Origin of the sequence: Arthrobacter sp. MYb214 (assembly GCF_002979865.1) — a bacterium.
GTDB lineage: Bacteria > Actinomycetota > Actinomycetes > Actinomycetales > Micrococcaceae > Glutamicibacter.
In genome coordinates, this window is record NZ_PCPZ01000003.1 from 113,447 (window position 1) to 139,141 (window position 25,695).

28 protein-coding genes are annotated in these 25,695 nt (G+C 59.5%); 14 read left to right on the top strand and 14 right to left on the bottom strand.

The features are described 5' to 3' along the window. Positions 1 to 90: 90 nt before the first annotated feature. A complete protein-coding gene (locus CQ012_RS17430) occupies positions 91 to 540 on the bottom strand; it encodes a hypothetical protein (RefSeq protein WP_219844360.1) in 450 nt (149 codons plus the stop codon). Here CQ012_RS17430 and CQ012_RS09300 point away from each other — a divergent pair. Together CQ012_RS09300 and CQ012_RS09305 are read left to right on the top strand one after the other, a co-directional pair. Next, positions 529 to 1,701 carry an MFS transporter gene (locus CQ012_RS09300; RefSeq protein WP_105661996.1) on the top strand — a complete coding sequence of 391 codons (1,173 nt, stop codon included), beginning with the start codon at positions 529 to 531 and terminating at the stop codon, positions 1,699 to 1,701. The two genes, CQ012_RS17430 and CQ012_RS09300, sit on opposite strands and share 12 nt — an antisense overlap. Positions 1,702 to 1,828: 127 nt before the next feature. Next, positions 1,829 to 2,272 carry a DUF4190 domain-containing protein gene (locus CQ012_RS09305; protein ID WP_105661997.1) on the top strand — a complete coding sequence of 148 codons (444 nt, stop codon included), beginning with the start codon at positions 1,829 to 1,831 and terminating at the stop codon, positions 2,270 to 2,272. A 113-nt stretch (positions 2,273 to 2,385) separates the two neighbouring features. On the opposite strand, the gene CQ012_RS09310 is transcribed toward CQ012_RS09305, so the two are convergent. Further along, positions 2,386 to 2,934: a YceI family protein gene (locus CQ012_RS09310; RefSeq protein WP_105656264.1), complete on the bottom strand. Its 549-nt coding sequence runs from the start codon at positions 2,932 to 2,934 to the stop codon at positions 2,386 to 2,388. Between the two features lie 221 nt (positions 2,935 to 3,155). On the opposite strand from CQ012_RS09310, the gene CQ012_RS17590 reads away from it, so the two are divergent. Beyond that, positions 3,156 to 3,314 carry a hypothetical protein gene (locus CQ012_RS17590; RefSeq protein ID WP_166650780.1) on the top strand — a complete coding sequence of 53 codons (159 nt, stop codon included), beginning with the start codon at positions 3,156 to 3,158 and terminating at the stop codon, positions 3,312 to 3,314. Positions 3,315 to 3,463: 149 nt separating this feature from the next. Here the strand turns inward: CQ012_RS17590 and CQ012_RS09315 are convergent, their stop codons facing one another. Genes CQ012_RS09315 through CQ012_RS09330 form a run of 4 tightly spaced genes read right to left on the bottom strand, consistent with a single transcriptional unit; the run spans position 3,464 to position 7,059 of the window. Beyond that, entirely contained in the window at positions 3,464 to 4,441 is a 978-nt protein-coding gene (locus CQ012_RS09315) for a glycine betaine ABC transporter substrate-binding protein (RefSeq protein ID WP_219844361.1), read from the bottom strand. Further along, positions 4,438 to 5,166, bottom strand: a complete 729-nt coding sequence (locus CQ012_RS09320) for an ABC transporter permease (RefSeq protein WP_105661999.1) — start codon at positions 5,164 to 5,166, stop codon at positions 4,438 to 4,440. Before CQ012_RS09320 ends, CQ012_RS09315 begins: the two co-directional genes overlap by 4 nt. Further along, the gene (locus CQ012_RS09325) at positions 5,163 to 6,425 is read right to left on the bottom strand and encodes a betaine/proline/choline family ABC transporter ATP-binding protein (RefSeq protein WP_105656262.1); all 1,263 of its coding nucleotides are present in this window, start codon (positions 6,423 to 6,425) and stop codon (positions 5,163 to 5,165) included. Before CQ012_RS09325 ends, CQ012_RS09320 begins: the two co-directional genes overlap by 4 nt. Further along, entirely contained in the window at positions 6,418 to 7,059 is a 642-nt protein-coding gene (locus CQ012_RS09330; protein WP_105656261.1) for an ABC transporter permease, read from the bottom strand. The genes CQ012_RS09325 and CQ012_RS09330 overlap by 8 nt, the downstream gene beginning before the upstream one ends. 220 nt (positions 7,060 to 7,279) lie before the next feature. Between CQ012_RS09330 and CQ012_RS09335 the strand changes: the two genes are divergently transcribed. The 4 genes from CQ012_RS09335 (at position 7,280) to CQ012_RS09350 (ending at position 11,140) form a co-directional block, all read left to right on the top strand. Next, complete coding sequence (locus tag CQ012_RS09335; protein ID WP_105656260.1) at positions 7,280 to 8,137, top strand: fumarylacetoacetate hydrolase family protein; 858 nt, start codon at positions 7,280 to 7,282, stop codon at positions 8,135 to 8,137. Positions 8,138 to 8,248: 111 nt separating this feature from the next. After that, on the top strand, positions 8,249 to 9,310 hold the full coding sequence (locus tag CQ012_RS09340; RefSeq protein WP_105662000.1) for a GTP-binding protein: 1,062 nt from the start codon (positions 8,249 to 8,251) through the stop codon (positions 9,308 to 9,310). After that, positions 9,300 to 9,422: a type B 50S ribosomal protein L36 gene (gene ykgO, locus CQ012_RS09345; protein ID WP_081461171.1), complete on the top strand. Its 123-nt coding sequence runs from the start codon at positions 9,300 to 9,302 to the stop codon at positions 9,420 to 9,422. Before CQ012_RS09340 ends, ykgO begins: the two co-directional genes overlap by 11 nt. 227 nt (positions 9,423 to 9,649) lie before the next feature. After that, positions 9,650 to 11,140, top strand: coding sequence for an alanine/glycine:cation symporter family protein (locus CQ012_RS09350; protein WP_105656258.1), 1,491 nt, complete (start codon positions 9,650 to 9,652; stop codon positions 11,138 to 11,140). A gap of 86 nt (positions 11,141 to 11,226) precedes the next feature. Here the strand turns inward: CQ012_RS09350 and CQ012_RS09355 are convergent, their stop codons facing one another. After that, positions 11,227 to 12,072 (bottom strand): HpcH/HpaI aldolase/citrate lyase family protein, encoded by an 846-nt coding sequence (locus CQ012_RS09355; RefSeq protein WP_105656257.1) that lies wholly within the window; start codon positions 12,070 to 12,072, stop codon positions 11,227 to 11,229. A 607-nt stretch (positions 12,073 to 12,679) separates the two neighbouring features. On the opposite strand from CQ012_RS09355, the gene CQ012_RS09360 reads away from it, so the two are divergent. Continuing rightward, positions 12,680 to 14,161: an amino acid permease gene (locus tag CQ012_RS09360; RefSeq protein ID WP_105662001.1), complete on the top strand. Its 1,482-nt coding sequence runs from the start codon at positions 12,680 to 12,682 to the stop codon at positions 14,159 to 14,161. A gap of 24 nt (positions 14,162 to 14,185) precedes the next feature. On the opposite strand, the gene CQ012_RS09365 is transcribed toward CQ012_RS09360, so the two are convergent. From CQ012_RS09365 to CQ012_RS09375, 3 genes are all read right to left on the bottom strand, one after another. Then, the gene (locus tag CQ012_RS09365; protein ID WP_181148764.1) at positions 14,186 to 14,593 is read right to left on the bottom strand and encodes a DUF4262 domain-containing protein; all 408 of its coding nucleotides are present in this window, start codon (positions 14,591 to 14,593) and stop codon (positions 14,186 to 14,188) included. Positions 14,594 to 14,666: 73 nt separating this feature from the next. Next, on the bottom strand, positions 14,667 to 15,110 hold the full coding sequence (locus tag CQ012_RS09370) for a DUF4262 domain-containing protein (RefSeq protein ID WP_105662002.1): 444 nt from the start codon (positions 15,108 to 15,110) through the stop codon (positions 14,667 to 14,669). A 175-nt stretch (positions 15,111 to 15,285) separates the two neighbouring features. Beyond that, positions 15,286 to 16,461 (bottom strand): NAD(P)-dependent malic enzyme, encoded by a 1,176-nt coding sequence (locus CQ012_RS09375; RefSeq protein ID WP_105662003.1) that lies wholly within the window; start codon positions 16,459 to 16,461, stop codon positions 15,286 to 15,288. Positions 16,462 to 16,841: 380 nt separating this feature from the next. On the opposite strand from CQ012_RS09375, the gene CQ012_RS09380 reads away from it, so the two are divergent. Continuing rightward, positions 16,842 to 17,231, top strand: coding sequence for a helix-turn-helix domain-containing protein (locus CQ012_RS09380; RefSeq protein ID WP_105662004.1), 390 nt, complete (start codon positions 16,842 to 16,844; stop codon positions 17,229 to 17,231). 429 nt (positions 17,232 to 17,660) lie between these two features. Continuing rightward, a complete protein-coding gene (locus tag CQ012_RS09385) occupies positions 17,661 to 18,896 on the top strand; it encodes an aminotransferase-like domain-containing protein (protein ID WP_105656250.1) in 1,236 nt (411 codons plus the stop codon). Positions 18,897 to 19,023: 127 nt separating this feature from the next. On the opposite strand, the gene CQ012_RS09390 is transcribed toward CQ012_RS09385, so the two are convergent. Further along, entirely contained in the window at positions 19,024 to 19,956 is a 933-nt protein-coding gene (locus CQ012_RS09390) for a LysR family transcriptional regulator (RefSeq protein WP_105656249.1), read from the bottom strand. Positions 19,957 to 20,028: 72 nt separating this feature from the next. On the opposite strand from CQ012_RS09390, the gene CQ012_RS09395 reads away from it, so the two are divergent. After that, a complete protein-coding gene (locus CQ012_RS09395; protein WP_105656248.1) occupies positions 20,029 to 21,087 on the top strand; it encodes a YeiH family protein in 1,059 nt (352 codons plus the stop codon). A gap of 28 nt (positions 21,088 to 21,115) precedes the next feature. On the opposite strand, the gene CQ012_RS09400 is transcribed toward CQ012_RS09395, so the two are convergent. After that, complete coding sequence (locus tag CQ012_RS09400; protein ID WP_105656247.1) at positions 21,116 to 21,886, bottom strand: 3-hydroxybutyrate dehydrogenase; 771 nt, start codon at positions 21,884 to 21,886, stop codon at positions 21,116 to 21,118. Between the two features lie 247 nt (positions 21,887 to 22,133). Between CQ012_RS09400 and CQ012_RS09405 the strand changes: the two genes are divergently transcribed. After that, complete coding sequence (locus CQ012_RS09405; RefSeq protein WP_286134052.1) at positions 22,134 to 22,838, top strand: NUDIX hydrolase; 705 nt, start codon at positions 22,134 to 22,136, stop codon at positions 22,836 to 22,838. A 10-nt stretch (positions 22,839 to 22,848) separates the two neighbouring features. Here CQ012_RS09405 and CQ012_RS09410 read toward each other — a convergent pair whose 3' ends face one another. Further along, complete coding sequence (locus CQ012_RS09410) at positions 22,849 to 23,985, bottom strand: acyl-CoA dehydrogenase family protein (protein WP_105656246.1); 1,137 nt, start codon at positions 23,983 to 23,985, stop codon at positions 22,849 to 22,851. A gap of 118 nt (positions 23,986 to 24,103) precedes the next feature. Between CQ012_RS09410 and CQ012_RS09415 the strand changes: the two genes are divergently transcribed. Further along, complete coding sequence (locus CQ012_RS09415; protein ID WP_105656245.1) at positions 24,104 to 24,613, top strand: GNAT family N-acetyltransferase; 510 nt, start codon at positions 24,104 to 24,106, stop codon at positions 24,611 to 24,613. Here the strand turns inward: CQ012_RS09415 and CQ012_RS09420 are convergent. Then, positions 24,610 to 24,978 carry a winged helix-turn-helix transcriptional regulator gene (locus CQ012_RS09420; RefSeq protein WP_105662005.1) on the bottom strand — a complete coding sequence of 123 codons (369 nt, stop codon included), beginning with the start codon at positions 24,976 to 24,978 and terminating at the stop codon, positions 24,610 to 24,612. The two genes, CQ012_RS09415 and CQ012_RS09420, sit on opposite strands and share 4 nt — an antisense overlap. A gap of 83 nt (positions 24,979 to 25,061) precedes the next feature. Between CQ012_RS09420 and CQ012_RS09425 the strand changes: the two genes are divergently transcribed. Beyond that, positions 25,062 to 25,670, top strand: coding sequence for an NAD(P)-dependent oxidoreductase (locus CQ012_RS09425; protein WP_105662006.1), 609 nt, complete (start codon positions 25,062 to 25,064; stop codon positions 25,668 to 25,670). The last annotated feature ends 25 nt before the right edge of the window (positions 25,671 to 25,695 follow it).

Below are 25,695 nucleotides of genomic sequence, written 5' to 3' on the forward strand. Positions count from 1 at the left end.
CAATATAAGCTTTCGCGGCCGGTTCCCCCCTCCTAAACCTCCAGGGGAACCGGCCGCGAGTGCATTTAAGCGTGCTGTCGACTTCTTGCCCTAGCCGCCGGCAGTGAAATCCTTCAGGTCCGCTTCTATTCGATCGCGCGCGGCAAAAACCGAAGCCGACAGCCCGGCCTCGAACATTTCGCGGAAGCGCACCGGTGGAATGGAAACGCTCAACCCCGCGATGACTTCCCCGGCTCCACCGTGACGGCAATCCGTTATGCTTCCCTTGCCTCGGATTTTCATTACCGGATATACCTGGCGCACCCAGCCCGCCAATCCTGTCCAGGCTTGGACGTGTCCATGGTGCTGCCGCTGGACGCGACCGGTGAGTTGGGCGAATTCTTCGCTCAATTCATGACTGAAGCACCAGTAACTGCCTAGCTGCCGATCCGTCATCTGCCCGTGGCAGCTGTCATCCAAAACAGCATCAGCGGGCAGATTCTGATTACATGGATAGGCAGGCGGAAGATTCTCACTTGAAAGGCCGGGATGGAGAAACAACAGGACCTTCGGATTTCGGTACGCACCATTCCCGATTCGGCTTTGCGCTTCGTCGGCTTCCTTTCCTTCTTCGATCGCTATGGCACCCCTCCCATGCTGGTCGCACTTTCGCTGGGCACCTCGCTCAGTTTCGCCCAAGCCGTCCAACTGGTAGCTTCCTATGCCTTGTTCTATGCCATAGGCCAGCCGATCTGGGGCGTGCTTAGCGATCGTTTCGGGCGTCTTGCGGTTTTGCGCGCGGCGCTCATCGGCGCTGGCCTCGGCGCGGTCGCCAGCATCATGTTCACCGACTATTTGCCGCTACTCGTTGCTCGCTCCGTCACCGGGTTCATGTTCGGCGCACTGTATCCAACCCTGATGACGCTCCTGGGCGATACCCGCACCGGGGTGGAACGCGCTCGCGGCTTATCTGATTTGCAGATCTATTCCTCGCTGGGCACCACCCTGGCAACATTGGCTTCAGGAGCATTGGCAACATACGCGAACTGGCGGCTGGTGTTCCTGTTGCCTGCACTGGGTTGCTTAGCGGCCCTGTATAGCTTGCGGAAGGCGGCAGAGCCCGAGCATTCGCGTTCCGGATTCAAATTCCGTGCAGCTTTACGTCCTATGAACTTGGCTCTTTATGCCATCGTCTTCCTCGAAGGCGGGCTACTCATGGGATTGCTGACCTATATCGTTCCCGCCTTGCAAGAATCCGGTGTCGCTATTGGCTTTGCAGGAGCGCTAGGTTGCGCTTTTGCCCTGGGAGTCATTCTGGGTGCACGCTTGATGCGCCGATTGGTGGCACGCTTCGGCCGAACGTGGCTTATTGGCGGTGGAGGCCTGGTGCTTTGCGCAGCTTTCCTCCCTTCGGCGTTCGCCCCGTCCCCTGCCTCATATACCTTCACCGCGTTCTTCCTGGGTGCCGCGAACGCGATCATGCACTCATCGATGCAGGGGTGGGCGACCGATATCTCGCCTGATGCGCGGGCCACCACCGTTTCACTGTTCGTTTTTGCCCTGTTCGCCGGGGCATCTGCGGCGACCTACCTAACTGCAGATTTAGCGCAGAATGGCCACTACGGCCAGATCTTCGGGATCGGCTTGGCACTGAGCCTATTACTTGTGGCGGTGGCGACTGGCGCTCATGCGCTGTGGCGTAGAACGCATCCAGCCAGCTGACTTCCCTGGCAGGTACGGGGCATTCTGGCATTGCAGAGAGTTCTTCTAGAGATTAGATGTTATTGCCGGTTGCATGTGAGAATCTTGAATTAAGCGAACGAGCCTCACAAGCGGAAAGCAGGTTGCCATGACCAGTCCAAGCGAAGAACCACGAAACCCTTATTCTTCAGGGCACCAGGGTCAGAACCGGCAGTACCAGCAGCCTGGTTCCTACGACCTCAACGGCGTCCCGCAACAGCCTTACTACAATCAACAGGCACATGGCCAACCGGGCCAGTATCCCCCGGGCAACTTCGGCTATCCGACAGCATCCCAATTTCAAGGCACCCAGCTGGCACAGACCTCGATGATTCTTGGCATTGTGTCCATCTTCGTTGCAGGCGTGATCCTTGGCCCGATTGCTATTTTCAAGGCCAATAAAGCCGAAAGGGAATTCAATACGGTCTCCACGGTCGGCAAAGTGACCGGTTGGATCGGCACCATTTTGGGCGTGCTCTGGATCGTGTATGTCGCATTCCTTGTCATCGGTGCTATCGCATTTTCCGTGGACCCGTCATTCAGCGGTTCCTAGGCACGTCTTTCCTCGACTTTAACGACAAAGCCTCCGGCTCACTTTCGTGAGCCGGAGGCTTTGCCGGTATCGGCCCTTATCCCGTCATCCCCATGACGGCCTTCGGGAAACTTTTACTCTGCGGTTGGCAGTACGAACGAAGCGTCGATTTCGATCTTGACCTTGTCGCTGACCAGAACGCCACCGGCTTCCAATGCTGCGTTCCAGGTGATGCCGAATTCCTTGCGGGAGATGGTCGTGGATGCGAAGAAGCCAACGCGGGTTGCGCCGAAAGCGTCTACAGCTTCGCCGCCGAGCTCTGCTTCGAATTCAACTTCCTTGCTCACGCCGCGGATGGTCAGATCGCCAACGAGAATGAACTCGCCAGCCTCGCCCTTGACCGCAGTGGACTTGAAGGTCATGGTTGGGAACTGCTCGGCGTTGAAGAAGTCCTCGCCCTTCAGGTGGCCGTCGCGGTTAGCGTCCTTGGTATTGACCGATGCGATCTGGACGGTTGCCTCGACCGAGGAATCTGCCAGGGTTGCGCCGGTGGTCAGGGTTGCGTCGAATTCTGTGAAGCTGCCGCGAACCTTGGAGATGCCTGCGTGGCGAACCGAGAAGCCGATCTCGGAGTGCGATGCGTCGAGGTTCCAGGTTCCGGTGGTCAGTGCAGATGCAGTCATGTCTAAATCCTTTCGTCGGGCCATCAAGTAGTTGACGCCTCAATTTGTTTTGCTGATACCAGTATGCCACTAATGAAGTTGAAGCGTCAACCACTTTCCCTAAAAAAGTTTCATCCGGATATTCAAGAGATCCTTATTTTGATACTGACTAGGAAAGTTTCTACTGAAGTTATTTTTCATGCACCCCTTTACTCAGACGTGTACATGGCTAGACTGAGGCCATGAACGCAAATGACCCAGTTCCCGATCATGCCCAAGAAGAAGCCGAGTTATCCGCAGAGCTAGAGGAAATTTGGCAGGAAGAATCCATCACTACCGCTGCCACGACCGAAATCGCCGATGAAGTCGACGGCGAGCTAGGTACCCGGAATCAGCAATAGGTAGATGGCCTCCACCTATTTCCATCCTGCAAGCAAATCCATCCGAGAGAAACCAATCCCCAGTGAATCCTCGGCGACATTGAAATGGATCCCCGGCATCGCGATGCCGGGGATCCATTGCTTAATCCATGCAGTTTTCGTTGCCTCGGTTAGGGATTGGAGACCAAGCCTTGGCCAACCATCCATTCGAAGGCAACATCTGCCGGTTCACGGCCAACCACGTCCACCTTGTAATTCAGGTCCATCAAGACCTGATCAGTCAGCAACGGAGCGATCTTGTCCATGATCTGCTGGATTTCCGGGTGCTTTTCAAGGAATTCTCCGTTGAAAGCCGGGGCGGCGTTGTAGCTTGGGAAATACTCCCGGTCATCTTCCAGCACGGTCAAGTTAAGCGCCTTGATGCGCCCGTCAGTGGTGAAGACTTCACCGAAGTTGCACGCGCCATTAGCGGTTGCCTGGTAAATGGCACCCACGTCGTACAGGCCGATATTGTCCTCAGCCACTTCTGAACCACGGTCGATATCGTAGTGTTCCAGCATTGGAGTCAGACCGTCTCGACGGGAATTGAATTCCGGGTCGACGCAGAACGTCAGATCTTCGGGGTCCAGCGTCTGCAGTTCGGAAAGCTTGGTGATACCCAGCCGCTTGGTCGTTTCTTCGTTCATCGCCAATGCGTAGGTGTTGTTCAACGGTGCCGGATTTCCCCAGATAATTCCATTGGCAACATCCTCATCGTGCACCGACTGCCACTGCTCTTCTTCACCCACAACAGGTGATTCGTGGCCCAAGTAGGTCAGCCACGCGGTACCGGTGTACTCCCAGAGCACGCTCGCGTCGCCGGAAAGCAGCAACTGACGTGCCGGCTGGGAGCCAGGAACATTGGTCAGGTCGGTGACGTCATAGCCGGCAGCCTTGAGCGCGATCACGGTGATCTTCCCCAGCAGCAGCTGCTCGGTAAAGGACTTGGACGTGACGGTCACGGTGGTGTCTTCAGCGTTTTCGACCAGCGGCTTGATCTCGGCGGGGCCGGCGTTGGGCACCGTCCCGGTCGATGGGCTAAGTCCGCACCCAGTCATTCCGATCAGCGCGGCCATGGACAGGACAGCTAAATTCAGTTTGCGGTTCACGAAAGTCCTCTCGGTCGTGCCACCTGTTCGACGACGCGGCCAAGCCAATCAATCGTCAAAGCCAGCAAGGCCACTAGCAACGAGCCGGCAATCAGCACCACATTCAGGTTCAGGTTCACTCCCGTAGTGATCAAGATGCCCAGCCCGCCGCCGTTGATAAAGGTTGCCAACGTCGCGGTGCCTACCAGCAGCACCAGGGCTGTGCGGATGCCCGATAGCATCACCGGGACGGCCAACGGCAGCTCGACCTTCAACAGCACGGACATCTGGCTCATGCCGATTCCCCGCCCGGCCTCCACCAGGCGTTCATCAACCTGCTGCAGGCCAACAATGGTGTTGGAGAGCACCGGAAGAATCGCATAGATCACCAGTGAGACAATGGCAGTTTTCGGGCCGAACCCCAACCAGAAGGCCAAGAGCACGATGACGCCAATGGCGGGTGCGGCTTGGCCGAAGTTGGCAATGGCGCGCACCGCCGGGGCTGCCTTGCGCAGTCCGGGGCGAGTGAGCAGCACGCCGAGCGGAATCGCGATCAGTAGCACGATGAGCGCCGAGATGACCGTGATCTTCAGGTGGTCGAGGGTGTAGCCCCAAATCGTTGCCGGATCCAGCGTTTGCTGTTCGGTCTCGGTCAGGTCGGCTGTTACCAGCCAACCCACCAAGATGGCGAAAGCAGCTGCGATTCCGGCGATCTGCCAAATCAAGCTGCGGGTTTCGGATCTCATGCCGATTCACCATCCTGCCCGGTGGCCGCACTATCGATATTCACGACGTTGATGGCACCCGAGTTCAGGCCAACCGGCGCCTCGTGATTAGCATCCGTGGTGTTGTTCGCGGCCGCGATCGCCTCCATGACGGTCTGCACCGTGATGACACCCGTGAGCACATCACGGCGTCCCGTTACCAGGGCCGACTCGGAACTGGCCACCAGCATGGTGTCCAATGCGTCGTTCAAGGTGGCCTGCTCACCGACGACCGGCATGGATTCATCGTAGGTACCCTCGATGATCTGGGCACGCGACAGTTGCCGGCGGTCCATGCGGCGCAGCGGACGTCCCCGCGAATCAAGCACTACCGCGTATTTGCGTCCGGCGCCCTGCAGCTGCGAGAGCACCTCCGAAGCATTCTTGCCCGGTGTGGTGGTGATGGCTTCTCCCAGTTCCACTTCGTTCACCCGCGTCAAGGTCAGCTGCTTCAAGCCGGCACCCGAACCGATGAAGTTCTCCACGAACTCGCTGGCCGGATTGGCCAGGATCCTTTCTGGGGAGTCGTACTGCTCCAACTGCGCACCTTCGTTGAAGATCGCAATCCAGTCGCCGAGCTTCACCGCTTCGTCGAAGTCGTGGGTCACGCACACGATCGTCTTCTGGACTTCAGACTGGATGTTCAGCAGCTCATCCTGCAGACGCTGGCGGGTAATTGGGTCAACTGCACCGAATGGCTCATCCATCAGCAAGACCGGTGGATCCGCTGCCAATGCACGGGCGACGCCCACACGCTGCTGCTGGCCGCCGGAGAGCTCCTTGGGGAAACGGTCCCGGTAAAGTTCCGGATCCAGCGAGACGAGTTCCAGCAGCTCGTCGACGCGGGCAGCGATCTTCTCCTTGGGCCAACCCAGCATCTTTGGAACCATGGCGATATTGGTCGCCACGGTCATATGCGGGAACAGACCGCCAGCCTGGATCACATAGCCAATGCGGCGGCGCAGTTCATCACCGTTCATGCCGGTGACATCTTCGCCGTCAATGACGATCTTGCCGCTGGTCGGCTCGATCAGGCGATTAATCATCTTCAGGGTGGTCGTCTTGCCGCAGCCCGATGGCCCCACGAACATCACGATGGACCCGGCAGGGATCTCCAGGGTCAGGCCGCCTACGGCCGATTTCTTTTGTCCCGGGTAGGTCTTGGTTACTTCTTCAAGCATGATCGAAGCGCCAGTGACATTCTGGGCCACGGCATTTTCAGGGATCTTATGTTCAGACACGGATACCTCGCGGGGTAGTCAGTCGGCCAATGCCGAGCAAAATCAAATCAAGAATGAGCGCCAGGATCACGACGCCAACTACGCCGGTGATCACGGATTCCAGGGAGTTCGCGCCGCCCAGACGCGAGAGTCCTTGGAAGATGAACCCGCCGAGGCCAGGACCCAGGGCGTAGGAGACCACTGCGGCGACGCCCATCACCATCTGGGCTGAAATTCGTACGCCAGTCAGGATCACCGGCCAAGCTATGGGAATTTCTACTGATATCAGAGTCTTCAGCCGGCTCATGCCGATGCCGCGCGCTGACTCGATAATGGTTGGTTCGATGTTGTTCAGCCCAACGATCGCGTTGCGCAGAATTGGCAGGGCGGCGAAGAACGTCACCACGATGACTGCCGGAGTAACCCCGAAGCCCACGGGGACAATAAGCAAACCGATCAGGGCAAAGGACGGAATAGTCAGGCCGATGGCGCTAATGCCGTTAGCCAAGCCTGATAGGGGCTTGTTGCGGTATACCAATACGGCAATCAGCACAGCAATAATTGTCGCCAGGATCAAGCACTGCGCGACTAGCGAGAAGTGCTGCCACGAGGCGAAGAGGATATGGCGAGATCGCTCGCCAAAAAAGTCACCCACATTAAAACCTGCTTCACTTTAGTTTCGTATCTAGATCGTTATTTCAAGACTGGTCTCTGGGACCGTAGCTTGCCATGAGTTTAGCCGGGTCAGCGGAGCATGGCCAAGCCACGTTTTCCAGATCAAAGCTCTGGCTCGGCCGTATTTAAGGCCAATTGCTATCAATTGCCGATCACGAAATATGGTGCACTTTCAGCGAGAAGTGTAGTGAGATAGATTCATGAAACTTGCAACGCTCCGCCTCGCCAGCGAACCAGGCCATACCACCGCTGCTGTCATTGAAGATGGCCGCGCCTACTACTTGGACAATCTCGATTCAGTGCAGCGTTTCCTGCGTCTTGATGACGCAACTCAGCAAGAAGTAGTTGCTCGCGCTTTGGTGGGTGATTCCATCGCCGAGGGCGAAGCCGACTACGCTCCGCTGATCCCCAAGCCGGAGAAAATCTACTGCATCGGTTTGAACTACAAGACGCATGCGGCCGAGGTCGGCGAAGACCTGCCGAAGTATCCGACGGTGTTCGCGAAGTTCGCTTCCACCCTATGCGGCGCCAAGGACACCATCGAAATTCCAGTGGAAGACCACCGGGTGGACTACGAAGCAGAGCTGGCTATCATTATCGGCAAGCCGGGTCGCCGCATCAGCCAGGAGGATGCTGCCGCGCATATTGCCGGCTACGCCGTGGCCAGCGATGTGTCGATGCGCGGCTACCAGGGCCGCACCCAAGAGTGGCTGCAGGGCAAGATCTGGGATCGTTCCACTCCCCTGGGCCCGTGGCTCGTGACCCCGGATGAGCTGGATCCCGCCGCCCGCATTACCAGCACGGTCAATGGCACCGTGGTGCAGGACGAACAGATCGATGATCTGATTTTCTCGGCTGACGCCTTGGTTTCCTACCTCTCGACATTCAATGAATTGCAGCCAGGCGACGTCATCCTGACGGGTACGCCCTCTGGTGTTGCGTTAGGCCGCCGCGACGAGAATGGGCGTCACCCGTGGCTCAAGCACGGCGATTCACTTGAAACTTCGATCGAAGGCCTGGGTACCTCTGCGGTAGTTTTCAACGCGCCGCAGAACTGATATTCCTTGTCGCTTCCGGGGGCCTGTCCGCATTGGCGGGCGGGCCCCCGAGGCGTTAAGCCCCGTTCCCAATTTTGCTATTGAGACTCATTCTCATATAAGCTTGAACGCGTGAATCTCATCGTTCTCTCCGCACTTGATACTTCCAGCCGCGACTCCGGCCTCAGCCACCTGGGACACCACCATCCTGACGCCGTCATCTTGCGCTATGACTTCGTCGACGGCAATCGGCTGGTGCGCCACGTCTCCGGATCTGCAGCCGCAGAACATGCCGAAACCGTTCTTGGGCACCCCTGCATCGGCTGTGCCACGAAGTTCGAGATCCTGCCGACGATCCAACGCCTGGCCCCCGAAGATTCCGAGGCCACAATGATCCTGGCGTTGCCCGCCACATGGCATAGCGGAACAGTGCTGGACATGCTCGGAGCAAAGCTCGAACCACTGGAAATCCGGATCAGCAGCATCGTCTTGTCCCTGGATCCCTCCGAATTGGAAAACCAGATGTGGGACCGGCACACCCTCTGGGAATCGGGATTCAACGCCATGGAACGCGATGCGAGGACGTCGGGAGAGTTCTTCTTCACCGAATTAATGCAGGCAGATACCCTCATTCCGGTCGAAGGCCTGGAAACCCAGCTGCTCGAAAGCGCCACCGGTCCACGACGCGCTGGCGGCGCCGACTATGAAGCCGGCCTCGAATTAGCTCGGCAGATGGCACCGCATGCGCATATCTGCGTGCACGAAGAAGGACTCGGCTCCTTCCACCCCGGAGCAGCGCGCCAACGCACCAGGGCCGGGCACCTGCCGCGAACAGCAACCAATGCCCGCACTGCGCCGATCCGCCTGCATGCCGAACGTCCGCTTCATCCCGAGCGCTTCCGCAAAGCCCTGCCGTCCCTGGCTGAATCCTGCACCTGCATCCGCGGAATCCTCTGGGTGGCTAGTGCCCTCAGCGAGCGCGTCGCCATCGGCGGAGCCGGTCCGCGCATCTGGATGGAAAACACCGGCGCGTGGAATTCGAATATCGCCGTCTCGGAATTGCTGCTCTACGGATCCGAACACGAAGCTTCGCAGATCGAGACGGTCTTCGAGCAATGCCAGGTCACCGAAGAAGAACTCAAGGACCTGTTCAGCTCCGCACATCATGAAGGAGGTGAATGGCATGAAAGTTAGGAATTCCATCCGCGCACTGAAGAAGGCGCCCGGCTCCCAGGTGGTCAGAAGACGAGGTCGCGTCTTCGTGATCAACAAGCAAAATCCGCGCATGAAAGCGCGGCAGGGCTGAAGCCCGGAAATTGCCGGCGTCCACTTCGGTGGATGCCGGCAATGCAGCAGCCAGCCCGAGCCCCGGGCCTGATCGTGAAATAAAGTTAAGAAACCGGACATGGCATCCGCCAGCGCGCTTTGTGACACAGTTCTCCCCTTGCCATATGATGGCACTCACATAAGGGGATCGGCTTCTCGCCTGAAACTCTTCATCATCAGTCACTCGCACATAAGGATATTGAGTCCATGGACGCTTTGGGCGATCTCTTCGGGGACATCTCCTCCGTCATTTGGGGACCGTTTGTCCTCATCCCGCTACTTTTGGGTACTGGCCTGTACCTGACCATCCGCTTGGGTGGCCTGCAATTCTTCAAGCTCGCTGCCGCATTGCGCCTTGGCCTGCTCAAGCGCAAGGATGCCGAGGCAGAAGGCGACATCTCGCAATTCCAGGCACTGACCACAGCGCTGGCGGCCACTGTCGGAACCGGTAACATCGTCGGTGTCGCAACCGCCATCGGCATCGGCGGCCCAGGTGCCCTGTTCTGGATGTGGGTCACCGGCCTGCTGGGCATGGCATCGAAGTACACCGAGGCCTATCTCGGCGTGCGTTACCGCGGCACCGACGCCGCAGGCGAAAAGTCCGGCGGTCCGCAGTACTACCTGGAACGCGGCATCAAGGGTCCGCTGGGCAAGTTCCTGGCCCTGTTCTTCGCCATCGCCGCCACCCTGGCCTGCTTCGGCATCGGCAACATGACCCAGGGCAACTCCATCGCCCTGAACTTGGAGAATTCGTTCCACGTCACCCCATGGGTTACCGGTGTCGTGCTGACCGTGCTGTCGATCGCTGTCCTGGTCGGCGGCATCAAGTCCATCGGCCGTGTCACCGCTGGATTCGTTCCGGTCATGATCGTCTTCTACGTGGCCGCATCGATCTACATCCTGATCGCTAACGTCGGCGGCATTCCTGCAGCTTTCGGCGAGATCTTCACCGACGCCTTCACCGGCACTTCCGCTGTTGGCGGCTTCGTCGGCTCGGCCATCATCATCGCTGTCCAGTACGGTGTTGCCCGCGGCATCTTCTCCAACGAATCCGGCATGGGTTCGGCTGCTATCGCTGCCGCGTCGGCACAGACCACCCACCCGGTTCGCCAGGGCCTGGTCTCCATGACCCAGACCTTCATCGACACCATCATCGTTGTTACCTGCACCGGCCTGGTCATCATCACCACCGGCACCTGGAAGGTGATCGATGAATCCACCGGCGAGCAGATCTCCGCTGCGTTGATGACCGGCCAGGCTTTCACCCACGGCCTGCCTGGTGAATGGGGCCACTGGATCGTGACCATCGGACTGGTCATGTTCGCCTTCTCCACTATCTTGGGCTGGAGCTACTACGGCGAGCGCAACATCGAGCGCCTCTTCGGCCGCAAGCTCGTGATGCCATTCCGCATCGTCTTCTCGCTGGTAGTCTACGTAGGCTGCACCACCGAGCTGACCGCCGTTTGGAACTTCTCGGACATGATGAACGGCCTGATGGCGCTGCCGAACCTGATCGGCCTACTGATCCTCTCGGGCATGGTGGCTCGCGAAACCCACTGGTACCTCAAGCATGACCCGAAGCTGGAAGCCAACAAGGCGCAGATCGAGGACTTCATGAATGATCGTCCGGGTTGGGCTGAATGGAAGGCTGGCGACGTCGTCGGTTCCTCTCGCAACCGCGGTGCCCACGAGGCATAGGCACCGCAAGCTAAAAGAACCCGTTCAGCATCTGATTGATTCCAGATGCTGAACGGGTTCTTTGCTGTTGGAAGACAGCTAAAGGCTTAGGCGTTCCACAGGCCGTAGGAGTCGGCCAGGTCGGCGATCTTCTGGGCACGGGCCAGACGCGGCAGGTATGAGCCATCGCCCACCGAAGCGCCGGCGGCGTGCGCTTCGAGCAGTTCCATGGCCCAAGACAGCTCGTCTTCGCTGGGTGCCAACGCGGCGTTAATGCCATCTACGTGATCGGTGGACAACGACAGCTTGCCGGTCATGCCCATGGAGGCGGTGATGCGGGTTTCTTCGGTCACCTTGGCGGCATCGGCACCTGCCGGTGGAGGTCCGTCGATAGCGCCAGGCAGCTTGCCTACACGCGAAGCGATCACGAGCCGGCCGCGTGCGTAGGCCAGTGCCATCGGGTCGTCGGAGACGCCCGTGTCCTTGCGGAAGTCGTTGATGCCGAACGCCAGGCGGAAGGTACCCGGGGCCGAAGCGATCTGCGTGGCGTTCTCGATACCCAAAGCGGTTTCGATCAAGGCCAGGACCGGAGTGCCCGCGCGCAGCCTCATCGCGCTGTAGGTAACCTGTTCAGGCTGCTCGGTCATGGCCAGCATGATTCCACGCAGGCCGGGAGTTCCCGACAGCGCGGCAAGGTCATCGGCCCAGAAATCAGTGTCAATGCCGTTGACGCGCACCCACGCAGTCATGCCATTGGACAGTGCGCGCACTACGTTATCGCGAGCCTGGATCTTCTGGTCGTCAGGAACGGCAGCTTCCATATCAAAAATCACCGAGTCCGCTTCACAAGCCAGCGAAGGAGCGAAAGTTTCCTCCTTGGCCGCATTGACCAAGAGCCAGGAACGGGACAATTTTGCAGGAAGAGCCGCAGCTCGACGATTTCGGAATGCCATACGTCCTACACTACTCACTTGGCCCTCCAAGCTTCCACTGGCCATGTACAGTATTTGCTTCAAGTGAACCAAAAGGCGCGGAATGCAGCGCTGGAGCAGTCCTGTTACGCATTGCCAAGATGGGCCGGGTCATCTTCTGCGCGGTAGAGCTGAACATGGATGCAGTGTTGCCCGTGGTGCTTCCCGGCTCCCGCGTTCCGCCATTTCCGAAGTCCAATTGCAGGTGGGACATACGGGTATTGATCTTCGGTGGTACTGATTCTCCAGATCAACCGCCTCCCGCTAATTCCATTTGCCGGAACCGGAGGATTTCCTTCGCACAATTTCCCGCGGCTTTATTTTCGGGTACATGCCGCCACCCTGCGGTCCAGCAGCATCCAAATGCCCCATTCAAGTGCAGGTTCTGCCCATCTGGCTACTGCGCGAAGCAGCGGGCTGCCTGCCCGAATCCAGTGGCGTATAACCAATTTCACAACTGTTAAGCTTGCTCGCAGTCCACGGTGACGGCCAAATATAGCTGGTCAATATATCTGCGATAACCTCTTCCAGCGGTCTAGTTCTTCTTCCGAGCAGGCCGTCTCCTTCGAAAAACCGAAGGGATCTGCTCATGAAAGGTGCAGCCGTGGCGAACGATTCCACGCAAGTGAAAACCGTTTCCGACGGAACGAAACTTGAGCGCGGCCTGTCCAGCAGGCACATCCAACTCATGGCGATCTCCGGAGCAGTCGGCACCGGTTTGTTCATGGGCTCCGGCAAGACCATTTCCGCTGCTGGACCGTCCGTCATCTTCGTATACATGATCATCGGTTTCATGCTCTTTTTCGTCATGCGTGCCATGGGCGAGATCCTGCTCAGCAACTTGAACTACAAGACCTTCGCAGATTTTGCCGGCGATCTCTTGGGACCTTGGGCTGCCTTCTTCACCGGCTGGACCTATTGGTTCTGCTGGGTTGTCACCGGCATTGCGGACGTAGTCGCGATTGCCCAGTATGTCGCCTACTGGTGGTCCGAGATCCCGTTGTGGCTCCCCGCGCTTTGCTGCATCCTGCTATTGGTCGGGCTGAACCTGCCCACGGTCAAGGCTTTTGGCGAAACCGAGTTCTGGTTCTCCTTGGTGAAAATCGTTGCAATCCTGGCGTTGATCGTTTGCGGCCTGGCAATGATTGCCACCGGGTTCAGTTCTTCCGAGGGAGACACCGCTTCCTTCGTCCACCTGTGGGCGCACGGCGGCATGTTCCCCACTGGTTTCATGGGCTTCGTCGCAGGCTTCCAGATCGCCGTTTTCGCCTTCGTCGGCATTGAATTGGTAGGTACGGCTGCGGCTGAAACCAAGGATCCTGAAAAGAATCTCCCGAAGGCCATCAATTCCATTCCGCTGCGCGTGATCCTGTTCTACGTCGGTGCCTTGACCGTCCTGATGGCAGTCACCCCCTGGTACAAGTTCTCCGCTGATGCATCGCCATTCGTTGGCATGTTCTCGATGGCTGGCTTGGCCGCAGCTGCAGGTCTGGTCAACTTCGTCGTGCTGACGGCCGCCGCTTCAAGTGCAAATTCCGGAATCTATTCGACATCGCGCATGCTGTACGCCCTGTCGCAGGATGGAGATGCTCCGCAGAAGTTCAGCAAGCTTTCTGCCACGCAGGTGCCACGCAATGCGTTGCTATTCTCCTGCATCTTCCTTCTTGCTGCCGTCGTGCTGTTGTACGCGGGTGACTCCGTAGCCCAGGCCTTCACGTTGGTGACCACGGTGTCTGCCCTGTGCTTCATGTTCGTCTGGTCAATGATCCTTATCAGCTATTTGGCCTTCCGCAAGCGCCGCCCGCAGCTGCATGATGCCTCCAAGTTCAAGGTCCCCGGCGGCATGGGAGCCCCCTACATGGTCCTAGCTTTCTTCGTATTCGTCCTGTGGGCATTGACCACGCAGGCCGATACGCGTGCTGCGTTGCTGGCTACGCCCCTGTGGTTCCTTGTAGTTGGAATGTTCTACCTGAAGGTGCGCAAATCCGACGGCCACCAGGCCCTGCGCGCAGCACATCGGGCAAAAGTCCGCGCGGAGAACGAGGCCGCTGCAATCCATCGGCGAAGCTAGGCGCTTGGCAAAGGATGCCAAGGCCTAATTGTGCCGGGCAACTACATATTCGTAAGGGATATCCCTGCCGACGAGTAGGACTTCTAGCAACCCCAGGCTTTCTCCGTACCTCTGATAAGCCAATGGCACCTGCTTGCGGATCCCGGTACTGATCTTGGAGAAGTACAACAGTGTTCCGTCCTTCCAGCGGCCGGTGTGCCCGTGGGCGAAAACCTCATTCCATTCCAGCACGGACGCAGAAAATCCGTTGAGCATCTGAATGCTGTCATCCATGTCCAGCCCTCGAACAAGGAATTCTGGGTGCCCGATGCGACTCAGGCCAACGGTGTAGGCAAGCGATGGGCTGATCCGGTCCGACTCAACAAAAATCACTTCATGTCCGTAGTCGCGGATCCGCTGGTCGATCAGGGCTTCCAGTTGCTTGCGTGTCATGCCATTGCACATATCGCACATGGTCCAGTTCCTTTCCTCTGCCTGCTCATCTTTTGACGATGCGGCGCAGTTCCTAGTGAGCAGACTGTTGCTGGATCACGGCGAAGTCCCTGGGTTGCATGCAATGCAGGGTTCTTATCGGGATGTCGCCAAGGATCAGACTGGTGAGGGGAAGAGTGTTCAGTTCCGCCTCTGGCTCCGAGAAAATGAGCTCGCTAAATAGCGATGTGTTGTGGGTACCTTCGGAAAAGAATTGTCCATGCTCGACGACTTGTGATGCCAGATGCGTGAGAAGCCCAAAAACATCATCTTCGCCTCCACCGATACTGACGATTTCAGGATGCCCTCGTTTCGCCAATCCCAGCGTGTACCCCAGGACCTGTTGCTGCCTTGCCATAGTGCTGAGCACTACGGCATACCCCTTCTCTGATACTTCGCGCAGTGCAACAACGCCAAGTAGCTGCATTTCGGGCAACGAGCTGCGGACACTGAGATGGACGCCTTCAGGATTACGCATCGCATTCCTCCTTGGTTGATCTGATGCCAGCAAGTGTGGCGCGAATTCATCGCCCCGGCAGGAACTTTCTACGATTGTGGATATCCCAAGACAACGGCCTCAGAACAGCCTGGCGCATGAAAAAAGCACTGCCCGCAACGAGTCGTTGCAGGCAGTGCTTTTTCGCCAGCTTTTTCTACCTGGCCTTTTCTGCTTCCGCAGCCACAGCCGCGGCTACAGCAGGCATCACGCGGTCATCGGTTGCCGAAGGAATGATGTAATCCGCTGCCAGATCATCACCAACCAGGTTGGCAATGGCATGGGCCGCGGCGACTTTCATGCCCTCGGTGATCTTCTTGGCACCGGAGTCCAGGGCGCCGCGGAAGATGCCCGGGAAGGCCAGCACGTTATTGATCTGGTTCGGGAAGTCGCTGCGGCCAGTGGCCACCACGGCTGCATACTTCGCGGCAGCATCCGGCATGATTTCCGGGGTCGGGTTGGACAGCGCGAAGATGATGGCGTCCTTGTTCATCTTCGCCACGGCAGCTTCTTCGAAGGTCGATGAGGAAAGTCCCACTACGACATCCGCGCCGTCCAGTGCCTCAGCCAGGCCACCCATGACATCTTCACGGTTGGTGCGGCTGGCCAGGTCGGCCTTGACCGGATTAAGGTCGTCTCGTTCGCGGTGGATGGTGCCACGCGAGTCGAGCACGATGACGTCATCCACGCCGGCCGAAAGCAGCAGGTTGGTGACGGCGACGCCAGCCGAACCGGCACCGGAGATGACGACCTTCAACGAGCTGATGTCGCGCTTGGTCTGGCGGGCCGCGCCGATCAGAGCTGCCAGCACCACCACCGCGGTGCCGTGCTGGTCATCGTGCATAACAGGGATATCCAGCGCCTCGATCAGGCGCTTTTCGATTTCGAAGCAGCGCGGGGCGGAGATGTCTTCCAGGTTCACGGCGCCGAAGCTCGGGCGCAGGCGAATGACGGTTTCGACGATTTCATCGACGTCGGTGGTGTCCAATACCAGCGGGATCGAATCCAGGCCGCCGAATTCCTTGAACAGGGCGCTTTTGCCTTCCATGACCGGAAGCGAGGCAGCGGCGCCGATGTTGCCCAGGCCCAGCACAGCGGTGCCGTCCGAAACCACAGCAACCAGGCGGGAGGCCCAAGTGTGGGTTGCGTGCTTGGCTGGATCATCTGCGATGGCCTGGGATACCTTGGCTACACCCGGAGTGTAGGCGATGGACAGGTCGCGCTTGGTGTTCAGCGGCATTTGCGATGAGACGGAAAGCTTGCCGCCAAGATGGGCGTCGAAAATCTCTTCGTCGGTGATGGTGGACAGGTCTTTAGTGGATTCAACAGACATTGAATAGCTCTTCTTTCAAGAAAGTTCTGATTGACGAAAACGCAGTACCCACGAAATTGGTGGCAGAGCGTAGGAACGCGCATGACCATTCATCCGACCGCAATGGAGCGTGACCCACAGGCAATTAAGGAGGGCGTCAGGCTTCCATGTACACAATTCCCAGAGGGGCTCCGCCGGGTGAGGCTGAAGGATCCGTCATGGTGTGCCGGAAGATGGCTGGTCAGTACTTTCTTTAGACCTACGTTTTCCACCATACGGGAACCGCTTGGCGCTGTACAACCCCCATTCGTCGCATCTGTGTCATAAAGGAGTTGCGACAGGCAGTCCATTTGCAGCGTCATGAGGTGCGTCCGAAGGACATCTCAGGCAAAATAAGGGCCATGGCATCACCGACTTCAGCACTGGGCAGGGTCCGCACCTTCGAGGCGTTAGATGAGAAGACCACCGCGCGGCTACGCCGCGCGCTGGACGAGTCGGATGACACGACCGTGTTCGTCAACGGCACCGCGTTGAAGTTGCCCAAAGAAGCGCACCAGGCGCTGATCGAGGTGCTTTCACGGTTTGCAGATGGCGAGTCCGTCAGCATCGGCACACCCGAGCTGCTCCTTAATACTTCCCAAGCAGCCCAAATGGCCGGGATTTCCAACAGCTACCTGCGCAAGCTGGCCGATGCGGGGATTATTCCGGTGGAATACCGTGGAACGCATCGCCGCATTCGCCCAAGCGCCATCCAGTCTTGGCTGGATTCCCGCACCGAAACCGAGAAGTGAGCCAACCAGCCGGCGAATACGCCAGCGGCCCGCAGGAAGTCGGATGATGGGATCGCCTGCTGATCAGGGTCCCGGGTTATTCCCTGTTCGCATGGATGGGCGCCTCCCGGTCTTGGGTATTTCCGGGCTTCGGCGGACTGCGTCGAATTACTGGTCCTCTTGGTCCGGCAGTGCTGGCTGGCCGGGAGCTAGCCGCGAAACCTTTCCGAGAAACTTCACGGCCGCGTCAATTCGGCGTTGGGCCAGCTGAAGATCGAGGAACGCAACGCCTCGCCTGGAGCAAAGAATCACGTGGTTGAAAACTCAGCTCTTGCCAAGCCTTGAATTTCCTGCTGGAATACCAAAGTATTCTATTTGAAAACAATTCTTGTGCCGCACCCAGCGCAGGAACCCCGCTCCCCCGCCCCGGGAGCCTTGCCGAGGAGAACCATGACCACCGCATCAGAACCGCTGACCACTTCGCACGAATCCTTGCTATCCGAGCGCGCGGCCGGAATCAAGCAGTCCGCGGTGCGCGACGTATTCGAGCTCTCCTTGGACCCTTCCCTGGTCTCCCTGGCCGGAGGCAACCCCTACCTGCAGCTGCTCCCGCTGGAAAAGGTCGGTGAAATGGCCCGGCGCATCATCGTCGAGCAGGGCCCCGAAGCATTGCAATATGGCTCCGGACTTGGCACTCCTGAACTGCGTGCACAAATTATCGATGTCATGGCAGCTGAAGGCATCACGAACGTGGGGGTCGAAGATGTCGTGGTCACCAACGGCTCCCAGTCAGCACAGGACATGGCCTGCAAGGTTTTCTGCAATCCCGGAGACACTGTGCTCTGCGAAGATCCGACCTATGTCGGGGCCCTGAATACCTTCGAGGCCTACCAGGTGTCCGCCCGCCCCGTGGGCACCGATGCAAATGGCTTGATTCCTGATGCCCTGCGTGCGCGCATCGCCGAATTGCGCGCCGCCGGCGAGCGCATCAAATTCCTCTACACCATCCCGAACTTCAACAACCCATCAGGGATCACTCTGGCGGCCGAACGCCGCCAGGAAATCGTGGACATCTGCCGCGAAGCCGGCATCCTGATCCTGGAAGACAACCCGTACGGAATGCTGCGCTACGAGGGAACCCCTGCGCCTACCCTGCGGAGCCTGGACCCGGAAAACGTCATCTACATGGGTTCCTTCTCCAAGATCTTCGCGCCCGGCCTGCGCATCGGCTGGGCAGCGGTCCCGACCCACCTTTTCCGCCGCTTCTACCTGGCCGGCGAGGCGGTAGCCCTGTGCCCACCGACCTTGAACCAGATGATCATCAGCGCCTACCTCAACGAGCATGATTGGAAGGGGCAGATCACCAAGTACAACGACCTGTACCGTTCCCGCCGCGACGCGATGCTCGAAGCATTGGCTAAGTACCTGCCGGCAGGCGTCACCCATACTCGTCCCGAAGGCGGCTTCTTCGTTTGGTTGACCTTGCCTGAAGGCATTGACACCTACGCGTTGCTGCAGCAGGGCGTGAAGGCCGGGGTCATCTTCATCCCAGGCGCGGCATTCAGCCCGAGCGGCCAAGCCGACAACAAGCTGCGATTGGCTTTCTGCTCCGTTGACGAGAAGACCATCGACGAAGGCGTCCAGCGACTGTCGGGCCTGCTCAAGAACGAGATCTCCAAACTCTAAGGCCGGAGGCTTGTACCGGGAGCTCACGGCCCGGTACAAATGGCCGCCCTTGCATCCTTGATGGGAAGCTTGCTGTCCGCCTCGTGGCCAAGTCCGCACAGTTCCAAGCCGGGGCCTGGATCTCCGGCTAGCCCTGCGCAATCCGTGATTCCACGGAAATCTCAAGCAGCTTCTGCTCGGTCGCTTTCAAGACACGGTGCGCAGGCCATATCGCCCGCAGCTCGCGCAACAGCGCCGGCCCATCAAACGGGATCTCGACGAGCAGCCCCTGCTCCAACTGGCTCTCTACCGCCAAATGGCTGAGCACAGCGGGCCCCATTCCGCGCGCCACGCACTGGCAAATCGTTGCGTTCGAGTTGAAGACAGCGACCGGATTCGGGCGTTCGGCATGGGCAATGTAATCCAAGAATGCCCGGGTGCCGGAGCCTTCCTCGCGTTCTATCAGCGCCGTGCTTTGCAATTCGTGCAGGCTCAGCGGTTCCTGCCGTTGTGCCCAAGCATGTGAAGGCGACGTGACCACGAGCATTTCATCGTGAAGTACCTGCCGGCTTTTCAGGCCCAGAGGAATGTGCGGGGTTTCCACGAATCCTAGTCCCAGTTCCTCCTGCTGCACTGCACGAATAACATCTTGGGAATTCATGATCTTCATTCGAGGGATGACTCGTGGCAGGGCACGATGCAGTAGTCCGATCCAATTTGGCGCCAAGAATTCAGCCACCGTCATGCTGGCTCCGAATTCCAGCTCTCCCTCTCCGGTTTCAGCCAGCGAGCGCGCGCCAGCGGCGAAGGTTTCCAGGCTGTCCAGGACTTCACGAGCCCATTGGACGGTCAGCACTCCCTCTGCGGTCAAGCGCGATCCGGTGGTCTTGCGTGCCACAAGCTGGTATCCCAGCCGGCGCTCCAACGTTTTCAATGCGCGGGTGGCATTTGGCTGCGCCATCCCGGCCGCACGGGCACCGGCGCTCAGGCTCCCGTGATCGGCGATGCCGACCAGCAACTCCAATGAGGAGGGTTGAATCCAGCGGGCAATGTCTTCGAGAGATGACGAGCTGCTTTCCATATCATGATCATATGTCCGCGATAGCAAGAAGTGGTATACCGCAATTCGCCATGCCGGAGAAGAATTATTTCCATGCACGACTCCACAAGTTCCATCGAAGAATCCGCCACCTCCAAACGTGACCAGTCCGCACATCGAAAACCTGCTTCGCGTTTCGCTCCTGCTCTTCCGGGACTTCTCCTCTGCCTTCTCGCCGGCATCTTGTGCATGTTTGCCAGCCACTACGTCAATGGCCTGAGCGCCCTGCTGCTGGCTATCCTGCTCGGTGCGCTGTGGCGCAATCTTGCCCCGGTCCCGCAGGCTTTTGCCCCCGGCACGGCAATTGCCGGCAAGAAGCTGCTGCGCCTGGGCATTGTGCTGCTGGGCTTGCAGCTCTCGCTGGGCACCATCCTCGGCCTGGGCCCCGGGGTACTGCTGGTGGTGGTCCTCTCGGTTGGCATCACGTTCTTGGCCACCTTGTGGATCGGCAAGAAGCTCGGCATGGATCTGCCGCAGCGCCTGCTCATCGCCACCGGCTTCTCCATCTGCGGTGCCGCCGCGGTCGCAGGTGCCGAGAATGTCGTCAAGGCCAAGCAGGATCAGGTCGCCACCGCGATCGGGCTGGTAGTGCTCTTCGGGACATTGATGATTCCGCTCATGCCCGCGGTGGGCTTGCTGCTCGGGCTGGATGAACGCAGCATCGGCATGCTTATCGGTGCGTCCACCCATGAGGTCGCACAAGTCGTCGCCGCCGGCGGTTCGGTAGGTGCCGGCGCCTTGGCCGTGGCGGTGACCGTCAAGCTGGCCCGGGTGGTCCTGCTGGCTCCAATCATTGCCGGCGTCGGCGTCTTCATGCGGCGGCGCCAATCGGTGCAAGGCGGCAAGAACCCGCCACTGGTGCCGCTGTTCGTGCTCGGGTTCCTGGCGGCAATGCTGCTGCGCACCACCGGGCTGGTGCCCGAGGCGTGGCTTTCAGTTGCGGCCAGCGTGCAGACGCTCCTGCTTGCCGCGGCCATGTTCGCCTTGGGGCTCGGGGTCCACCTGCGCAGCATCGTAAAAACCGGCGGACGTTCATTGCTGCTGGGGCTGCTGTCCACCTTGGTGATCATCGCCGTGTCGATCGGCGGAACCCTGCTGTTCCCGCCGGCTTAGGCATGGCAGCCATGTGTGCCCGCCGCACCTATTTCGCGCTCCAGCCGCCATCCATGGTGTAGGACGCTCCGGTCACCATGCCCGCGGTATCCGCACTGAGCCAGGCCGCCAGCGAAGCGACTTCCTCTGGTTCAACCAGGCGCTTGATGGCCGATTCGGCAAGCAAGATCTTCTGGATGACATCCGACTCGTCAATGCCATGCGAATTCGCTTGATCGGCAATCTGCCGCTCCACCAATGGGGTACGCACATACCCCGGGTTGATGCAGTTGCTGGTGATCCCGTAGTCGGCACCTTCCAATGCAGTGACCTTCGACAGTCCCTCCAACCCGTGCTTGGCCGCAACGTAGGCGCTCTTGAATGCGCTGGCCCGGAGCCCGTGGATCGAAGAAATATTGATGATGCGGCCGAAGCCGCGCTCGCGCATGCCGGGCAGTGCTGCCCTGATCAGCAGGAAAGGCGACTCCAGCATGAGCCGATGGATCAGCCTCCAGGCTTCGGGGTCGTACTCGTGGATTGGAGCCACCCTTTGCACGCCGGCGTTGTTAATCAGGATGTCGGTATCCACGCTGAGATCTTCCAGCGACGCGGTATCCGAAAGATCCACGGCCCATGCTTTTCCGCCAAGCTCGCGGGCCGCTTCTTCAGCGGCCTGTTCATTGAGGTCGGCAATCGTCACGGTGGCACCGGCGTCGGCCAATGCCCGGGCACTGGCCAGGCCTATGCCGGAGGCGCCACCGGTAACCAAAGCGCGGCGCCCCTTCAGCCCTTGGGGCCATGGGCCAATTTGTTCCGCCATTGCGCTCATCCTCTGCTCGGCTCCCCTGCGGCTTCCAGTTGCGATGCCCGCAGCTTCGCGCAGGTCTCTGTGATTCAAACTAGGCTCCGCCAGGAATCCGGTCAACGGCATTTGCTGTGCAGATTCCGCAGGTCAATGTGCAAGCATGCACAGCGGCTTCTGCCGGTTGCGCGTTTGCTGTGCGCTGGAAGCTAAGCTGGCTCTCGAAGGCTATTCTCACTTCCAAGAGCCAAGGACATGGTAGGCAATGACGACTTCCCCGATACCTGCGACTCCCACCGAGGTCCCGATCCGCAAAGCGGCCAGTGTTTTGCTGCTGCGCGAGGCAGCTGGCGGGTTTGAGGTTTTCGTCCAGCATCGCGTGAACACCATGGACTTCGCAGCCGGCATGGTGGTTTATCCCGGCGGCCGAGTTGATGCCCAAGACGGCCAAGCGGTGGCGGCAGGAGAGCTGGATCCCGCCTTGCTCAGCGAGCACGCCCGGCAATGGGCGCGCACCTCGATCCTTGGGGAAGGACCAGATCGCGCGGAGCATCTGGCCGGGGAGATCCTGGCCGCAGCACGTCGTGAAGTCTTCGAGGAGACAGGGCTGCTGCTGGATCCTGGCCAACTGCGCCCCTGGGCCAATTGGGTCACCCCAGCCGGTTTCCCGCGGCGGTTCGATACGTACTTCTTTGTCGCGGCCTTGCGCCCCGGCCAGGAACCAGTCCACCAGACCACCGAAGCGGTGATCTCCACATGGATCAGCCCCAAGGAGCTCTTCGCTTCCCTGGAACGCGGCGAGATTAAAATGATGCGCCCTACCCAGCGCACCTTGCGGGATGCGATGGAGCAGGGCAGCATCGAGCAGATCATTGCCAGCGAGCCAGCCATCTCATCGATTCATCCGGATCCCCGTGATTCCCTCTCGGGAAACGCTGTGCGGAATTCGGAAAAGCAGTTCAACGCCTGATTACCACCGGTCAGGATTCCAGCAGCGTGCGTCCGACGATGAGCGACATGATCTCGTTGGTGCCTTCCAGGATCTGGTGCACGCGCAGATCCCGGGTGATCTTCTCCATCCCGTAGTCCGCGAGGTAGCCGTAGCCGCCGTGCAGCTGGATAGCGCTGTTGGCGGCGTTGAATCCGGCGTCCGTGGCCATCTTCTTGGCCATCGCGCAGAGGCGGACGCGGTCCGGGCTCTTCGCGTCCAGTGCGGCGGCGGCACGGCGCAGCAAGGAGCGGGCGGCTTCCAGCTCCATGTCCATTTCGGCCAGCTTGAAGACCAGCGCTTCCTGCCTGGTCAGCGGACCGCCGAAGGCCTGGCGCTCCTTCAAATACAGCGCCGACTTCTCCAGCGCGCTCTGCCCGCCACCCAGCGAGCAGGCCCCGATGTTCAGGCGGCCGCCATTGAGTGCCTGCATGGCCATGGAGAATCCCTGGCCTTCCTCGCCCAGCAGGCTGGCGGCGGGAATGCGCACGCCTTCCATGATCACCTGGCGAGTGGGCTGCGCCTTCCAGCCCATCTTCTTTTCGTTCGGCCCGAAGCTCAGGCCCTCGGCATCCCCGGGAACAAGGAAGGCGCTGATGCCGCGCGAACCGGTATCAGCGGTACGGGCCATGACGATGTAGAGCGCCGAGCTTCCAGCTCCCGAGATGAATTGCTTGACGCCGCTGAGCACATACTCGTCACCGTCCTTGCGGGCACGGGTTGACAGGGCCGCCGCATCGGAGCCGACTCCGGGCTCGGTCAGGCAGTAGGAGCCCAGGTCGTCCATGGCGGTCATCGATGGCAGCCATTTGGCGCGCTGCGCGTCGTTGCCGAAGGTGTCGACCATCCACACGACCATGTTGTGGATGGAAATGTAGGCGGCCAAGGTCGGGTCGGCCTTGGCGAGTTCCTCGAAGACCAGCACCGCATCGCTGCGGCTCAGACCGGATCCGCCATGATCTTCAGAAACATAGATTCCGCCCATGCCCAGCTGTCCGGCTTCGGCCAGCACATCCACCGGGAAGTGCTGTTCCTGGTCCCATTTCAGGGCATTGGGAGCAATCCTGGTCTCGGCGAAATCATGGACCATCTCGATCAACGACTTCTGGTCTTCGCTTACTTCAAACAACACCGGCTCCTTTGCCTGCACCTTGCGTCTTTGACCTCAGTCTATGTGACGCAAGATACAATGAGGGCCAATAGGATGAGTTCCGAAGCATTCATTTCGAAAGAGTTGGGCTAAGCGCATGCAAATCCGGACAAGCACCGCCGGGGATTGGCCTGGGATCTTCGGCTTCTACCGCAAAATCATGGATGAGGGGCAGACCTACGCCTTCCCCCAGGGCCAAACCCTTGAAGAAGCCCGCCCCTGGTGGATGGAGACTCCGCCAGGGCAAACGGTCGTTGCCGTGGCAGATGGCAGGATCATCGGTTCGGCCAAGATGGGGCCAAACAAGCCCGGACGGGGAGCCCACATCGCCACCGCGTCCTTCCTGGTCGATCCGGAAAGCCGCAATCGCGGCGTGGGACGAGCACTGGGCGAATACGTGATCGACTGGGCCCGGCAGGAAAATTATCACGGCATCCAGTTCAATGCGGTCGTCGAGACCAATGAGGCTGCAGTGCGTCTATGGCAATCGCTGGGCTTCAAGATCCTGGGCACCATTCCGGGCGCCTTCAACCATCCGACCAAGGGGCTGGTGGGCCAGCACTTCATGTTTCTGCCGCTGCGTCCCGCTGCTCCACCTGGCCATTAGCCGCGCGCGTCGAACCGCTCACGGGCAGCGAGCACTTTGGGCACATGCTCCTCGGACCACAGGCGCAGGATTTCCATGGGTTCCAGGATCCCGCGTCCCAAATCAGTCAGCTCGTAGTCGACCCGCACCGGCACCTGGGCATATACGGTGCGCTGCACCAGCCCGTCGCGCTCCAGGTTGCGCAGGGTATTGGTGAGCACTTTCGGGGTGACCGCGCCGATGCGCTGGCGTAATGCGGAGAAACGTTGCGGGCCGCAAGCCAGGGACAAGAGGACCAGCGGAGTCCATTTATCGCCTAGGCGCTGCATGATTTCACGTGAAGGGCATTGCTGCACGAACACGTCAAAAGAGCCATGGCTATCCATGAGGAAACCTAGTTTCGTTGTAGTGGGCGGTATCTAAAAGATACCATTGTGCCGGACCCAATTTCCCAAGGAAAGAGAACACCATGAAGATTGCAGTTTACGGAGCTACCGGCATGGTCGGCTCGGAAGTCGTTGCCGAAGCCATTTCACGCGGCCATGAGGTCACCTCGGTCTCCCGCTCGGGCAAGGTAATCGACGGAACCACCACCGTGGCCGCCGAGCTGGGCGACGGGGCAACCTACCGCGACCTGGGAAAGAACAACGACGTGCTCGTCATTGCCGTACCGCCATCGCGCACCGGTGGCGACCACCAGGAATACCTGGATGCCTTCGAACAGATCACCGAAACCCTGGTCCCAGCCCGCCTGCTGGTTGTCGGCGGCGCCGGCGCTACCGAGGTAGACGGCGTCCGCCTGGTCGACACCCCGGGCTTCCCGGAGGAATACAAGGCCGAAGCCACCACCTGCGCCGAGGTCTACGACATGTTCACCTCGGTTTCCGGCATCACCTGGACCGTCGCGGCTCCAGCCCCGGTGATCGTGCCTGCACGCCGCACCGGCAGCTACACCCTGGGCACCGATTCGCCAGCAGGCGACTTCGTTTCCTCCCAGGACTTCGCCGTGGCCATCCTCGATGAAATCGAAACCCCGGTCCACCAGAACCGCCGCATGACCGTGGCCAGCGAAAAGTAGATCCCTCGCGCAGTGCCGCTAGCCA

What these genes read in the sequence shown, in the direction of transcription:
- CQ012_RS09300 (WP_105661996.1), top strand. Translation starts at nt 529, where the DNA reads ATGGAGAAACAACAGGACCTTCGGATTTCGGTACGCACCATTCCCGAT.
- CQ012_RS09305 (WP_105661997.1), top strand. Translation starts at nt 1,829, where the DNA reads ATGACCAGTCCAAGCGAAGAACCACGAAACCCTTATTCTTCAGGGCAC.
- CQ012_RS09310 (WP_105656264.1), bottom strand. Translation starts at nt 2,934, where the DNA reads ATGACTGCATCTGCACTGACCACCGGAACCTGGAACCTCGACGCATCG.
- CQ012_RS17590 (WP_166650780.1), top strand. Translation starts at nt 3,156, where the DNA reads ATGAACGCAAATGACCCAGTTCCCGATCATGCCCAAGAAGAAGCCGAG.
- CQ012_RS09320 (WP_105661999.1), bottom strand. Translation starts at nt 5,166, where the DNA reads ATGAGATCCGAAACCCGCAGCTTGATTTGGCAGATCGCCGGAATCGCA.
- CQ012_RS09335 (WP_105656260.1), top strand. Translation starts at nt 7,280, where the DNA reads ATGAAACTTGCAACGCTCCGCCTCGCCAGCGAACCAGGCCATACCACC.
- ykgO (WP_081461171.1), top strand. Translation starts at nt 9,300, where the DNA reads ATGAAAGTTAGGAATTCCATCCGCGCACTGAAGAAGGCGCCCGGCTCC.
- CQ012_RS09350 (WP_105656258.1), top strand. Translation starts at nt 9,650, where the DNA reads ATGGACGCTTTGGGCGATCTCTTCGGGGACATCTCCTCCGTCATTTGG.
- CQ012_RS09355 (WP_105656257.1), bottom strand. Translation starts at nt 12,072, where the DNA reads ATGGCATTCCGAAATCGTCGAGCTGCGGCTCTTCCTGCAAAATTGTCC.
- CQ012_RS09360 (WP_105662001.1), top strand. Translation starts at nt 12,680, where the DNA reads ATGAAAGGTGCAGCCGTGGCGAACGATTCCACGCAAGTGAAAACCGTT.
- CQ012_RS09365 (WP_181148764.1), bottom strand. Translation starts at nt 14,593, where the DNA reads ATGACACGCAAGCAACTGGAAGCCCTGATCGACCAGCGGATCCGCGAC.
- CQ012_RS09370 (WP_105662002.1), bottom strand. Translation starts at nt 15,110, where the DNA reads ATGCGTAATCCTGAAGGCGTCCATCTCAGTGTCCGCAGCTCGTTGCCC.
- CQ012_RS09375 (WP_105662003.1), bottom strand. Translation starts at nt 16,461, where the DNA reads ATGTCTGTTGAATCCACTAAAGACCTGTCCACCATCACCGACGAAGAG.
- CQ012_RS09380 (WP_105662004.1), top strand. Translation starts at nt 16,842, where the DNA reads ATGGCATCACCGACTTCAGCACTGGGCAGGGTCCGCACCTTCGAGGCG.
- CQ012_RS09385 (WP_105656250.1), top strand. Translation starts at nt 17,661, where the DNA reads ATGACCACCGCATCAGAACCGCTGACCACTTCGCACGAATCCTTGCTA.
- CQ012_RS09390 (WP_105656249.1), bottom strand. Translation starts at nt 19,956, where the DNA reads ATGGAAAGCAGCTCGTCATCTCTCGAAGACATTGCCCGCTGGATTCAA.
- CQ012_RS09395 (WP_105656248.1), top strand. Translation starts at nt 20,029, where the DNA reads ATGCACGACTCCACAAGTTCCATCGAAGAATCCGCCACCTCCAAACGT.
- CQ012_RS09400 (WP_105656247.1), bottom strand. Translation starts at nt 21,886, where the DNA reads ATGGCGGAACAAATTGGCCCATGGCCCCAAGGGCTGAAGGGGCGCCGC.
- CQ012_RS09405 (WP_286134052.1), top strand. Translation starts at nt 22,134, where the DNA reads ATGACGACTTCCCCGATACCTGCGACTCCCACCGAGGTCCCGATCCGC.
- CQ012_RS09415 (WP_105656245.1), top strand. Translation starts at nt 24,104, where the DNA reads ATGCAAATCCGGACAAGCACCGCCGGGGATTGGCCTGGGATCTTCGGC.
- CQ012_RS09420 (WP_105662005.1), bottom strand. Translation starts at nt 24,978, where the DNA reads ATGGATAGCCATGGCTCTTTTGACGTGTTCGTGCAGCAATGCCCTTCA.
- CQ012_RS09425 (WP_105662006.1), top strand. Translation starts at nt 25,062, where the DNA reads ATGAAGATTGCAGTTTACGGAGCTACCGGCATGGTCGGCTCGGAAGTC.